Source organism: Clostridium lamae (assembly GCF_033043255.1).
Taxonomy (GTDB): Bacteria; Bacillota; Clostridia; order Clostridiales; family Clostridiaceae; genus Clostridium; species Clostridium lamae.
The window spans coordinates 91,486-105,620 of the sequence record NZ_JASCQJ010000005.1 but is presented as its reverse complement, the minus strand read 5'-3'; the positions used below and the strand labels follow the sequence as shown (position 1 = coordinate 105,620).

13 protein-coding genes are annotated in these 14,135 nt (G+C 28.5%); 2 read left to right on the top strand and 11 right to left on the bottom strand.

The window, feature by feature from the left end:
- Positions 1 to 85 precede the first annotated feature (85 nt).
- A complete protein-coding gene (locus QK892_RS04520) occupies positions 86 to 355 on the bottom strand; it encodes a hypothetical protein (RefSeq protein WP_317272343.1) in 270 nt (89 codons plus the stop codon).
- A gap of 131 nt (positions 356 to 486) precedes the next feature.
- Here QK892_RS04520 and QK892_RS04515 point away from each other — a divergent pair, with 131 nt between their 5' ends.
- Positions 487 to 1,395: a patatin-like phospholipase family protein gene (locus QK892_RS04515; RefSeq protein WP_317272342.1), complete on the top strand. Its 909-nt coding sequence runs from the start codon at positions 487 to 489 to the stop codon at positions 1,393 to 1,395.
- Between the two features lie 146 nt (positions 1,396 to 1,541).
- Here QK892_RS04515 and lepA read toward each other — a convergent pair whose 3' ends face one another.
- From lepA to gpr, 4 genes are all read right to left on the bottom strand, one after another.
- Positions 1,542 to 3,350 carry a translation elongation factor 4 gene (gene lepA, locus QK892_RS04510; RefSeq protein ID WP_317272341.1) on the bottom strand — a complete coding sequence of 603 codons (1,809 nt, stop codon included), beginning with the start codon at positions 3,348 to 3,350 and terminating at the stop codon, positions 1,542 to 1,544.
- Positions 3,351 to 3,474: 124 nt separating this feature from the next.
- Entirely contained in the window at positions 3,475 to 3,927 is a 453-nt protein-coding gene (locus QK892_RS04505) for a hypothetical protein (RefSeq protein ID WP_317272340.1), read from the bottom strand.
- A 66-nt stretch (positions 3,928 to 3,993) separates the two neighbouring features.
- A complete protein-coding gene (locus QK892_RS04500) occupies positions 3,994 to 5,103 on the bottom strand; it encodes a stage II sporulation protein P (protein ID WP_317272339.1) in 1,110 nt (369 codons plus the stop codon).
- A 71-nt stretch (positions 5,104 to 5,174) separates the two neighbouring features.
- Positions 5,175 to 6,149, bottom strand: coding sequence for a GPR endopeptidase (gene gpr / locus QK892_RS04495; protein WP_317272338.1), 975 nt, complete (start codon positions 6,147 to 6,149; stop codon positions 5,175 to 5,177).
- 177 nt (positions 6,150 to 6,326) lie between these two features.
- On the opposite strand from gpr, the gene rpsT reads away from it, so the two are divergent.
- On the top strand, positions 6,327 to 6,590 hold the full coding sequence (gene rpsT, locus QK892_RS04490; RefSeq protein WP_317272337.1) for a 30S ribosomal protein S20: 264 nt from the start codon (positions 6,327 to 6,329) through the stop codon (positions 6,588 to 6,590).
- 93 nt (positions 6,591 to 6,683) lie between these two features.
- Here the strand turns inward: rpsT and holA are convergent, their stop codons facing one another.
- From holA to spoVAC, 6 genes are all read right to left on the bottom strand, one after another.
- Complete coding sequence (gene holA, locus QK892_RS04485) at positions 6,684 to 7,715, bottom strand: DNA polymerase III subunit delta (RefSeq protein ID WP_317272336.1); 1,032 nt, start codon at positions 7,713 to 7,715, stop codon at positions 6,684 to 6,686.
- A 15-nt stretch (positions 7,716 to 7,730) separates the two neighbouring features.
- A complete protein-coding gene (locus tag QK892_RS04480; RefSeq protein WP_317272335.1) occupies positions 7,731 to 9,431 on the bottom strand; it encodes a ComEC/Rec2 family competence protein in 1,701 nt (566 codons plus the stop codon).
- A gap of 13 nt (positions 9,432 to 9,444) precedes the next feature.
- Positions 9,445 to 11,940 (bottom strand): P-type ATPase, encoded by a 2,496-nt coding sequence (locus QK892_RS04475; protein WP_317272334.1) that lies wholly within the window; start codon positions 11,938 to 11,940, stop codon positions 9,445 to 9,447.
- A gap of 112 nt (positions 11,941 to 12,052) precedes the next feature.
- Positions 12,053 to 12,406, bottom strand: coding sequence for a stage V sporulation protein AE (gene spoVAE, locus QK892_RS04470; RefSeq protein ID WP_317272333.1), 354 nt, complete (start codon positions 12,404 to 12,406; stop codon positions 12,053 to 12,055).
- A 14-nt stretch (positions 12,407 to 12,420) separates the two neighbouring features.
- Positions 12,421 to 13,449, bottom strand: a complete 1,029-nt coding sequence (gene spoVAD / locus QK892_RS04465; RefSeq protein WP_317272332.1) for a stage V sporulation protein AD — start codon at positions 13,447 to 13,449, stop codon at positions 12,421 to 12,423.
- A gap of 15 nt (positions 13,450 to 13,464) precedes the next feature.
- Positions 13,465 to 13,935 (bottom strand): stage V sporulation protein AC, encoded by a 471-nt coding sequence (gene spoVAC, locus QK892_RS04460; protein ID WP_317272331.1) that lies wholly within the window; start codon positions 13,933 to 13,935, stop codon positions 13,465 to 13,467.
- Positions 13,936 to 14,135: the final 200 nt, after the last annotated feature.

The following is a 14,135-nucleotide window of genomic DNA, read 5'->3' as shown; positions in this document are numbered from 1 at the left end:
CTTCAGTTTAGAAGGAGATAAATATTATATGCCTGCGACTTGGAGCGAATGCGAGGTCGCAACGAATATAACATTTATCTCATTTTTATGCTTCTAATAAATCTACATTTATAATGTTATGAAATAAAACATCTCTTTGTACTCTATCTATTTTTGTAGATATTATTTCTCCTCCAAAATTAATTTGTAAAACTATGTTCAACCCACTTCTAGATATTAATGTATCCAAGTTATTACCAAGCATCTGAATATTGAGTATATTGCCACTTTTTCTTTTTAATGTTCCTGTAATTATCCCTTGATTTCTTAAGACTTTTCCTTTCTTTTTTAAATCCCTACTATTTACCTCTAACATTAAATCCACCTCTTCATATTTACTTTACATTTAAATATATTTTTAAATTTATGAATTAATTACCTTTATATTTATGTCAATAAAAATTTTTTTGAATATCATATATAAGTAATTATTTAGGGGTAATAATAATGAAAAAGTTTAAAATACTTTCATTTGATGGAGGTGGAATTAAAGGTGCTTTAAGTATTGAAATTCTCAGTAGAATAGTTGATAAGTACCCACACTTCTTATACGATATCGATCTTTTTACAGGTACTTCAACAGGTTCCATAATAGCAGCTCTTCTTGCAAAAGGTGTTCCTATTGCTACCTTAAAAAAATTATATTCTAGCGTTTTATCAAAAGATGTTTTTTCTAACTCTAAACTTAATTTTATAAAACCCAAATATAGTAACACAGCTTTAAAAAATATACTTTCAGATTATTTCGATGAGAATTTTAAAATAAATGACTTTAAAAAATTCATTTTTATTCCAGCATTTTATCTAGGAGATACAAATACTACCTCTTGGCAACCTGTATTCTTTAACAATTTATCAGAGAATAGTACAAGTTATGTTACTGCAATAGATGCTATATTAGCTAGTACGGCTGCACCTACATATTTCCCATCATATAAGAATTATATAGATGGAGGTGTAGTTGCCAATTCTCCTACTGCAATTTCCCTTATATATACTTTAGCATCTTTAAAAAAATACAAAATAGAAGATATAGTTCTTTTATCTATTGGAACAGGAGATAGCCCTGAAAAAATAACAGGGAGCACTAAAAAGTGGGGAATACTCCAATGGTCATTTCATCCTTTCGCTAAGATGAAATCTCCATTATTAGCACTTTTAATGGATGGGATGACTAATTTAGAAGATATGTACTGCAGGGAATTTTTGAAAAATAACTACTTTAGAATAAGCCCTAGAGTATCTAAATTTATCGAATTAGACGATTATAGGTTTATTAATTATTTGAAAGAGATAGGTAGAAGTTGTGATCTTAAAAGTTTATTTGAGTATATAAATAACTCTTATCTAAGATAATGTCACTGTAACACTTAATACTTTTTTCTATATAATAAAGTATATAAACATTTAAATGTTTATATACTCTAATAATATTACCACCTTACTCTTATAGTTATCTATCAAAAAATGCTAAGTCCAGTGGACTTAGCATTTTTAATTTATTATTTATCTACTTTTAATACTGCCATAAATGCTTCTTGAGGAATTTCAACTGATCCAACCTGTCTCATTCTCTTCTTTCCTTCTTTTTGCTTTTCTAACAGCTTTTTCTTTCTTGAAATATCTCCACCATAACATTTTGCAAGTACGTCTTTTCTCATAGCTTTTACTGTTTCTCTAGCTATAATTTTTGATCCTACTGCTGCTTGAATTGGAACTTCAAACATTTGTCTTGGAATTATCTCTTTAAGCTTTTCAGCTATACCTCTTCCCTTTTCATATGCCTTTTCTCTTGGTACTATCATAGATAAAGCATCTACTACATCACCATTTAGCATAATATCAAGTTTAACTAATTCCGTTTGAGTATATCCCTTGAACTCATAGTCTAATGAAGCATACCCTCTAGTTCTAGACTTTAATGTATCAAAGAAGTCATAAACAATTTCATTTAATGGAATATCATAATTTATAGAAACTCTAGTTTCTTCCAAATATTGCATATCAATGAAAGTTCCTCTTCTTTCTTGACATAACTCCATAACAGCTCCAACATAATCTGATGGTGCTATTATACTTGCCTTAACTATTGGTTCTTCCATATAATCTATTTCTGTTGCTTCAGGAAGATTAGTTGGATTTGTAAGCTCAATTATTTCACCATTAGTTTTTATTACTTTATAAATAACTGATGGTGCAGTTGTTATAATATCTAAATTAAATTCTCTTTCTATTCTTTCTTGGATAATTTCCATATGTAATAATCCTAAGAATCCACATCTAAATCCAAATCCTAATGCTATTGATGTTTCTGGTTCAAAACTTAATGCAGCGTCATTAATTTGAAGCTTTTCTAGAGCATCTTTAAGCTCTTGATATTTTGCTCCATCTACTGGGTAAATACCTGAGTAAACCATTGGAACAGCAGGTTTATATCCTGGTAGTGCCTCTTCTGTTGGCCTATCTGCTTCAGTTATAGTATCACCAACTCTTGCATCTCTAACATTTTTTATTGAAGCTGCAATATATCCAACATCTCCAGCTCTTAATTCATTAATTGGTAGTGCCTTAGGTGTAAATACACCAACTTCAGTTACTTCACAAACTTTATTTGTTGCCATTAATTTAATTTTTGTTCCTGGTTTTACAACGCCATCAAAAATTCTTACATAAGAAACAACACCCTTATAACTATCATAATAAGAGTCAAATATTAATGCTTTAAGTGGAGCGTCCTCATCTCCAGTAGGAGCTGGAACCTTTTCTACTACAGTTTCTAAAACATCTGCAATATTTAAACCAGTTTTTGCAGAAATTAATGGTGCATCTTCTGCTTCTATACCTATAATATCTTCAATTTCTTGTTTAACTTCATCAGGTCTTGCAGATTGTAAATCAACCTTATTAATAACCGGTGCAATTTCTAAATCATTGTTTAATGCTAAATAGCAGTTTGCTAGTGTTTGTGCTTGAACTCCTTGAGTTGCATCTACTACTAATATAGCTCCTTCACATGCTGCCAAACTTCTTGAAACCTCATATGTAAAATCTACGTGTCCTGGAGTATCGATTAAATTTAATATATATTCTTCTCCATCAGGTCTTCTATATACAAGTCTTGCTGCTTGTGACTTAATAGTTATTCCTCTTTCTCTCTCAATTTCCATATTATCAAGGATTTGCTCTTCCATTTCTCTTTGCGTAAGAGTTCCTGTGGCTTCTAATAATCTATCAGCTAGGGTTGATTTCCCATGATCTATATGGGCTACTATAGAAAAATTTCTAATACGTTCTTGTCTATTACTACTCATATATCAAACTATTGCTAAACTAAGCTAATAGTCAATTCACCCCCATTATAATTTTCAAGCTAAATTATAACATAACGCCTAGGTTGTATGTCAATATAAATATGAAGTTGTTAATATGTTCTAATCATTGATTTTTCTTATTTTCTAAGAAATCATTGATTATTGCATCTAAATCTTCATCACTATTATTATTCTCATTATTATTACTATCTTTATTATTATTTCTTGAACCACTTATTTTATCCATTATACTACTAAATCCATTATATAGAAATCCACCAAACTCATAGAACTTTTCTGTAATTTTATTATTCATATTTATTATAAATTCTTTACTATAAACTCTGACAGTTGTATTTTCAATTTCTTCGTTAGGAGTATAAATTTTAACTTCTGCATCATCTTTTATAAATTCTTCAAAATCCTTACCAAATTCCTCCTTAACTAATTCATAATTATCTTCACCATTTCCTATAGGTGATAAAGCTTTTGTGTTAATAATATTAATTTGAATAAAACCTAATATTACTATTATTAAGAAAATTATTGTTCCAATTACAACTTTTTTATTAATCAAAAAAGCACCCCCTAGTATTTTTACTATCTAAAAGGATGCTCATAAAAACCATTTTTTATTCATGTTTTATCTATTTAAATGTTCTGCTATTATCCTTGCAATATATTTACTGCTTAATTTTGCTTCTTGTGCAGTATTAACATTTGCTCCAACTTCAAGCAATACCATGTTATCACTTAAACTATGATTAATTGATGTGGCAGCAATTGGATATTCATAAGTCTCTCTAATTATTCCAGGGAATAATGTATTAGCTGTATTATATAGTTCATCTACTAAAGCTTTGTTAGCAGCATATCTTTCACTATTTTGTCCTGTAACAAACATAATCTTAGCTAAGTTTTGTTCGTTCATATTGATAGTGTATAAATCCTTTAATTGGGTGGCTTTAGCACTATCTACTCCATCTCTATGAAGATCTATTATTAGCTTAAAATCTCCATATTCATTCATATACTTATTTAAAGTTTCATTTGACCTCTTATAGCTGTCATTATAGGATACACTATGATTTGTTTTATCATGAATTACAGATATTCCATAACCTTCTTCTAATTCTTTTGCTAATACCTCACCAACTCCTACTATACTAAAATCAGTATCCGTAGTTAAATTTTCTCTTTCTGAGTAATTTTCTGTTGTATGAGTATGAAAAATAAGAACTTCAATCTTTGAATTATCTAAGGTCTTCTTTAAACTTGGGTCATACGCTGCACTTACCTTATTTAATTCAGCAATTTCTTCATCTGTCATCCTAGCAATACTTTCTGTCTTCAATGAAAATGGTGTTAATTGTTTTATAGATGATGCTATTGCTGAATCTCCAAATAGATTACTAAATAGACCTATTTCTCTACCAACTATGTTATACGCATTTATCCCTCTTATTCCAATAGCTTCTAAAACAACATTTTTTAAAGAAAGATTATTTTCTACATATGCACCTTCATCATAAACTTGAGTTTTAACTACCGGCATAGAAAAGTTAAGCATCTGAACGTATGCATATCCCCCTGGATCATTATAATTATTTATAACATTTTTTGCTCTTATAATAAATATTACAAAGAGTGCTATTATAATTAAATACCCTACACTAAAGTTATTGCTTGCTCCTATTTTCCTACCTTTTTTTATTCTTTTCTTATTAGCTAAACCTTGACCTAATGAATACATGCAACTCCCCCTTCCTCTAATAAGTATATTGAGAGAGTTACATAATTATTAATAATTTTTAAAAAAATTTTTTAGTTCATAAACTTATTAATATCTTCCATATCTAAATTAGGTTGTACTGCCATGTTAATTCCATTTGCAATTATTTTAGCTAATCCTTCAATTACAGCATCAACATCCTTTGGTGTTACCATTAAATCACCAACAAAGGGATCTAATACCTCCTTTATCAATTGGCTTTTTTCAAGTTTATCAACAGACTTTAGCATATTATAAAATTCTTTTCCCTTTTCAGCTTTACTTATAAGCCCATCTAATACAAGGTCTATAGTATCATTTGCTATAGTAGCTGCATGGACCACCGTTGGCACTCCAATAGCAATAACTTTTACTCCTAATGATTCTTCATTTATCTTCATCCTATGATTTCCTACGCCTGCTCCAGGTGATATTCCTGTATCGCTAATTTGTATTGTTCTATTCACTCTTTCAAGCTTTCTTGAACCTAATGCATCTATACATATAACAATATCAGGTTTTATTCTATCTACTAATGATTTTATAATCTCTCCAGTTTCTATACCTGTTATACCAAGTACCCCAGGTGATATACAACAAACCGGTCTTACTGAATCATCTATAGCATCTGGCATAACTTGCTTCAAATGTCTAGTAACCATTATTTTTTCTGTAACCTTTGGTCCTAATGAATCTGGTGTTACATTCCAATTTCCTAGACCTACAACTAGTGCAGTTTTTTCTTCTGGCATATTTACTAGCCTACTTAAAACATTATCAACAACTAATGAAACATTGTCCATAGATTCACCATCATAAGGTGTAAATTCAGGAAAATCTATTGTTATATAATTACCTTTAGGCTTTCCTAATTCTTTACCAGCCTCATCACTTTCAATAGTTACTGTAGTTATTTTTATATCGCCTTCTTGTTCTTCATCTACAATAACTCCATCGAGCTCTCTTTTATTTTCTTTGGTGTACATATCTCTAGCTTCTATAGCTAAATCTGTCCTTACATTAATCATAAAAATACCTCCCAAAAATACTATTATCCTTTTTATTTTTCCTTAATGTTTCAATTTAATACTTGAACTTATAAAGTTTCAATGATATAATACAGTATGTTAAAAACGAACTCGAACGCAGATTTCCCCAAAACTGCAAAGAGACCCTAATAAAATTATTAAGGGGGTGAATTTAGAATGGCAAATATTAAATCAGCAAAAAAGAGAATTAAAGTTACTGAAGCAAAAACTGCTCAAAACAGAATGATCAAATCAGCTTTAAAGACTGCTGTAAAGAAATTTGAAGTAGCTGTTGCTGCAAGCAACGTAGAAGAAGCTAAGGTTCTTTTCCCTAAGGCTGTTAAAGCTTTAGACATGGCTGCTCAAAAAGGAGTATGTCACAAGAACATGGTAGCTAGAAAGAAATCAAGATTAGCTGCAAAGTTAAACGCTATGGCGTAATCAAATAAGAAGCCGATCCCATTGGATCGGCTATTATTTATTTAAAAAACAAAACTCCCGTAGGAGTTTTTATCAATAATTCTTCATTTATATTTACTTAGTCATAAATATGTTAAATATCATAAGTTCCATTTCCATATTCTTATCAACTCCAGTTGTTTTCATCTTATTTTCTGTTTCCAAACATATTTCCATAATTTTTTGAAGTTGTTTTATAGAAAACTTACTAGATTGATTAATTAACTTTTCACATACGAAAGTTGGAAGCTTTAATCTACTAGAAATATCATTAACTCCAGATCCATTTTGAACTAGAACTTTGATTTCATAAAGTCTTTTAAAATTATTCTCTATATTAGAAATTATAAGCATATGCTGATCACTTTTAGATAACAAATCATAAAGCAAATCTAAAGTTTTTTCTACCTTCTTTTGTGATATAAAATCTATTAAATCGAAGATATCATCTTCACTGGAATTTGCAATTAGCTTATCTATATCTATCTTGCTTATAGTTCTATTTTGAGCATATGAAATAAGCTTGTCGGCCTCTCTCCTAATTATATCAAAGTTATTTTGAACTTTTTCTGCAAAATATCTTAACTCAACTTTTCCTATTTCTTTTCCTTTTTCTTTAAATACTTCTTCTACTTTTTTATAATATCTATCTTTTTTTAATTTATCAAAATACACTACCTTCGAAACCTTATCTAAAGATTTTACTTTATTACTTTTCTTAGGGGTATCCCTCTTATCATTAAATAAATAATACATAATTAAAACAGTATATGGAGGTAAGTCCTTTAGATATTTTAGTATATCATTATAAACCTTAGTTCCGGTCGCGTCAGTTTTTTCCTTTAAAAAACTTGCTCTATAAACAACAACTACTTTTTTCTCTCCCATAAAAGGCATGGTCTCACATGCATTCATTATTTCATCGAAAGTTGTTGTTAATCCATCTAATCTTATATAATTTAAATCAAGCAAGGACTTATCCACTGTATTATTAACAATTAAGCTTATTCCTTCTTTAATTAGTTCTTCATCTAATCCACAAAAAATATAAGAGTTGTCAATCTTACCTTTTTTAACTTCACCTTCTAGCACATCAAAATCTATCAAAGCAATCTACCTCTCTTAATTAATTACTAAAACTTTATTTTTCAATAAAATAATTTTTACATAGTTACTATATTTACAGTCTATTATATCATAATTTTCATCTATTTTCCCACTTGATAGCTTTATAATATAAGCATTAACTCCATTTCTTAATAAAATATCTCTATTACTCTTTTCTATATTAATATCATTATTATTTAGATTTATCCTTTTAAAATCTTTATATTCCTTATTAGAAAGTAAAATTGCCTTGTATTTATCTAAATTAACTCCTTCCTTAATAGCAACTATATTTCTTTCACCCTTATAACTAATTGAAATTATCCCTTCTTTATAATACTCAAACTTTGGAATAGGACTATATATTATTATAAATAAGTAAAATATGATTGATATTGGAAAATAGATAACATTCTTATATCCATTTTTATAAAAATAAATAGTTATTAGAATTATAATATAACTTATTGAAATTATTTCATTTAGATATAATACACTTGGCAAAATACTTAATAATTTATCTGAAATTAAATCAATTGCGAGTGTTACATAATAAGTAATAAAGGAAAGATAGTTAAAGATAAGTGTAAATTTTACTGTTAATGCTAATATATTACCTAGAATTACTACTGCATTCATTAAAGGCATCAAAATCAAATTCCCTGCTAAAAAACCTAATGAAAATTCTCTAAAATATAAAACTAAAAAAGAAAAGGTAAATACTTGAGATGATAAACTAATAGCTACTCCCTCTCTTAATATCTTAGGTAACTTATAAAGCAATTTATTTATCTTTTTATTAAATAATATTATTCCCAGTGTAGATAAAAAACTGAGTTGAAAACCAACTTCAAATACACTGTAAGGCTTATATATAATTAAGATTATCCCAGCTAAAGACAGTCCAGCTAATGGATTATACGTCCTTCTAAATGGTAATGCTAAGCTTAAACATAAAAGCATAATATAAGATCTTATTGTGGATATAGCAGCCCCAGTAAAAACAACATAAATTATAGCTATAAATGGAGCTAGTTTTTCACCTAGCATCTTTTTCAACAATGAATAAACTAAAACCATATGAAGTCCTGAGACAGATACTGCATGTAGCACTCCTAAATTTTTCATTGTACTTTCATCTTCTCTATCTAAAAATTCAGTATATCCAAAAGACATAGACGTAATTAACGCAGCTCTTCTACTTCCTAATTTCTCACTCAAAGCATTAAAAATACTCTCTCTCATTCTATAAATATGCCCTTTTATATCCAAACTTAATTTTTCATATTCTTCAATTTTCCCTTCCCCTATCAATCCTTTTTCAATACTAATATTCTTATTTAATTCTATTTTTGCTATTATTCTATCTCCTAGCTTAATGTCTTTTAAATTACCAGTTAAGTACACTTTTCTTCCCCTTACTTCCCCTGTCCCCCCGTAACTATTTAAAGATATTATTCTTACTTCTTCATTATTATTTACATCCAAATTATAATATATTAAGTTATTAAATATTGGAACTACAAAAAATAGAGATAATATAATAGCAAAAACTATATTTTTTATTAATAATAAATATATAAAAAAACAGCTAACAAGTATTATTGCTAGCCATCTATTTTTATAAAAAAGTAAAAACGTACAACTCGATATTATAAAAACTACAAATATGTAAAGTAGTATATTGTTATTCTTTTCATCCTTCAATGGCAACACCTCATCTTAAGTATTACCACTTTTTAACAATAAAATCTCCCAGACTAAAAATAAATAACGCCCATATTCCTACTACTGATATTATTAAATCAAATTTAAATTTCCAAAATACAATTAAGCCTATTAAAGATACTATATATATTAAAATTGTAACTATTAACAACTTAATAAACTTGAAATTCTCTTTATCAAATACACTACAGCTAATTATAGTATCAAAAATAGCCATTCCACCAATAAGTAAAAAACCTAATATATCGTAGCTATCCCTTATAAAGTAAATTGAAACCATGGGAATTAAACTAAACATAGCTCCCCTTATAATTGCCTTTTTCCCCTTATACGATTCATTACCGCATAGTGAATTGATTAGAATTATAGGTGTTAGTAAAAATGTATTTAAAATAAATATATAATACTCTTTAATTAAAACTCCATCATTTAAGTAATATTGAAAATTAAAAAATAATAGTTCTGCTATAGTGATAATAGCATATATACTTAATCCTATTTTCATTGCTTCATTTATTTCATTTTCTCTATATTTCAAATCGAAGAAGGCTTTTATACTACTTTTCTCCGTAAACACATCCCCAATCTTCCTTAAAAGTATAGAAGCTTTCCCTTTTACTATACCGATATTAGCTAAGCTTATTATAGATAAATCAGCTAAACTTTTTCCTTCAGCAACAAATTCATAGCCATCATTATTATATAATGATATTATTTTATTTCTGATCTCAGGATTAACAATGCAGTAAATTCTTGCCTTTGATACTATTTTTATTAATTCTTCATCAGTTAATGATTCTAACTCAATACCTGATACAATTTGATCCTGACTAGTAATTAACCCTATTTTTCTCCCAAAAAATTCAGCTGAAATAATATTTTCATCTGTAAATATAATTGGTAAGACTCCTGTATCTATCATACTATTAATGTCATCAACAACATCATCTATTAAAGGATTTTGTAATGCTATAATTCCTACAAAAACTAAATTACTTTCTATATTCTCATCTTTTGAAGGTTCATAATTAAAACTTCTATATGCAAAAGCTTCAGTTAGCAATCCTTCTTTTGAAAAGCCTAAATCTGCTAATTTAATTTTCATTATATCCTCAGAACTTATTTCTCTCTCAATACCATTTACTAAAATATGTGTGCAACAATTTAAAATATTATCTAATCTTCCTCTCGAATTTGCTCTCCATCCTTTAGTACTCTTATTGACAGTAGTAATAATATTTGTTTCAGAATAATTAACAAGTTCAAATTTTCTTTTATTTGACTTATCTAATTTATCTTTATGTACAGCCTTTTCTATTCCATATTTAACATAAGCTATTTCAAATATATTGCCTTTTGAAAAAACATTTTCTTTATTATATCTTGAATTATTGCAAAGTACAGAAATATCTATTAGTCTTTTTATGTTTATATCACTAATATCAACCTTATTTGAATTATATAATTGTTCATTAGTATATAATTTATCTACATAAAGTTCTTCTCTTGAAACATTACCTATTTTCTCCATAAAGAATATTTTCACTTTATTTAATAAGCATATTGATGAAATATTATTTAACTCTATATTATCTTCTATCAATATTTTTCTTCTAAATGTTTTATCATAATATAAAACTATGATTGGAAAGGCTATAGAAATAATAGCAAATAAACCCTTTGCAAAAAGTTCAGTTTTATTTATTAATTTCCCAGGAAATAATAATATCAATATAACTTGTACTAATATTAAGCATAAAATAACTTTCAAGATATTATCTTCAATGATTTTCAGAAGTATATCCTTTTTATTATCTGTATTACTTCTAATCTTAGCTAGTTTGCCAAGTTGTGTATTTTCTCCTACGGCTACAACAATTCCCTTTCCTGAACCTTCTTTAACTAATGATCCTCTAAATAACATATTAGAAATTTCACTAATAGAAGATACTGTATAATCTATTTTTATTGAGTCTTTCTCCTTTATAAGGTTATCACCAGTAATTCCTTTTTCATCTACTTTAAGATTTTCACTATCTATAATCCTAATATCAGCAGCTATTACAGAATTTTTTCTAAAATAAATTATATCGCCTTTTACTAAGTTTTCTGCCTCAACTAATCTCTCAATACCTTCCCTTAAGACTAGAACCTGAGATGTATTTAAGTTTTGCAGAATATCTATCTCCTTTTCCTTATTAATTGCACTACAAATCTTTATTGAAACATTAAAAATTAATAAGATAACTGAAATAGATCCCATTATATAAAATTTATTTACTAAAAAGAAAATAATAAATATTAGGTAAATAAGTAAATATCTTTTCTTTAAAGTTTCTAATAAAAGTCTTAAAACTCCTCTATAATGTGGCAAGTTTATTTTATTGTTTTCGCTCTCTCGTCTTATGTTACAGTCATATTCATAAAGCCCTTTGTGAAGACTACTATTAAGTTCTTCTACTACTTTAATCCAAGACTTGCCGTAATAATTCTTCATTAAATTCCGCCTTTCTTAAATTATCATATTAAATAACAATAACCTAACAATTATAGTATAAATTGTTAGGTTGCTTTTTTAAAGTATTATTTAGCATTTTATATATACATTATTATTTGGTCCTTGGATTAAAAATTAAAGCCATGAGATATCCAAAGAAAATTGCTGCTGTAATTCCTGCTGCAGTACCTGTTATACCTCCTGTAAATGCACCAATTAAGCCTTTCTCCTCTACAGCTTTTATCGCACCTTTCGCCAATGAGTTCCCAAATCCAGGCAAAGGGATGCTTGCACCAGCTCCGCCTATTTCTACTATTTTATCATAAATTCCAAAGGCACCTAATACAGTTCCTACAGTAACAAAAATCACCAATATTCTTGCAGGAGTTAATTTAGTTGTATCCATAAGTATTTGACCTATAACACATATAATTCCACCAACTACAAGAGCACTTAAATATGGCATATAGATCCTCCTTCCTAATTTTTAAACTCAATTGCAACAGCGTGAGCAATTCCTGGAATACTTTCTCCCTGTAAAGATGACGTAGTACTCATTAATGCTCCAGTAGATACTAATAGCAAATTCTTAATTTCTTTTCTCATTAGTTTTTTATAAAAGTATCCTGATGCTACTACGGCTGAACATCCACATCCACTTCCGCCTGAATCTGTTTTTTGAATATTATCATCAAATATCATATCTCCACAATCAAAATAATTACTTCTAATGTCATAACCATATTCTAATAACAATTTGCTTATTATCTCTTTGCCTACCTTACCTAAATCACCTGTTACTATTGCATCATAGAAACTAGGATCTCTTCCTGTATCCTTCAAATGTATTGATATTGTGTCTACCGCTGCTGGAGCCATTGCAGCTCCCATATTATTAGGATCTTTAATTCCATAATCTTTTACAACACCAGTAGTAACATAGGTAACTTCTGGGAAATCACCTTCTTTCGCAAGAACCATTGCTCCTGCTCCAGTAACTGTCCATTGTGCCAAAGGACTTCTTTGAGCTCCGTATTCTAATGGAAACCTAAATTGTCTTTCAGCAGAACTAAAATGAGATGAAGTAGCTGCTACAGCATAATTCCCAAATCCTCCATCTAGCATCATAGATGCAACACTTAAAGATTCTGACATAGTAGAGCAAGCACCATATAATCCAAAAAAGGGGATATTCAGCTGTCTTGCAGCAAATGAAGATGATGTTAATTGATTTAATAAATCACCTGCAAATAAATAATCTACATCTTCCTCTTTTATATTTGCACGTTTTATAGCATTAGTTATTGCACTGTACAACATTTCACTTTCAGCCTTTTCAAAACTCTCTTTTCCATATAAATCATCATTTAAAATTTCATCGAAATAGCTACCTAAAGGTCCTTCTCCTTCTTTCGGTCCTACTATCGAATAAGTTGCTATAATTTTAGGTGGATTCACTAACCTAACTGTTTGCTTTCCAATCTTCTTTGTATTTGAATTATCACTCATAACTCTTCGCCTTCCTTAAGTTAATAGTTTAATTACATAATATATTATTCCTATTATTACTGAACTTCCTATTCCATATACAAGTACTGGACCTGCTATTGTAAACATCTTTGCTGCAACTCCAAAAACAAAACCCTCTTTTTTAAATTCAATAGCTGGTGCAACTATAGCATTTGAAAAGCCTGTTATTGGCACTACTGTACCAGCACCTCCATAAGAAGCAATTTTATCGTATATTCCAACTCCAGTTAATAATGCCCCTAAAAATACCATGATAATTGGAAGAAGCATCTTAACATCATCTTCTGGTAATCCATATTTTAATAATAATTCTTGAAATACTTGGCCTATAGTACAGATTACTCCTCCAACTAAAAAAGCTCTTACACAATTCCTTGCAATTTTAGGCTTTGGATTTGTTTGATCTGCAATAGTTTTAAACTTTTTTAATATTTGTTGTTCACTTGGTCTTTTATTTTTAGACATAAGATTACTCCTTTCTATAATTCTTTAAGTTTATTATTCCACTTTTTGAAACATTAACTCCGGAATTTTTTGTAAATAAAAAGGAGATAAATATTATATGTCTTATCCTTGGTTATTCTCCAAGTCGCAGGCATATAATATTTATCTCCTTCTAAAGCGAAGGTAATAATTTTTAATTTTCTTTAGAATTATAAAAGCCA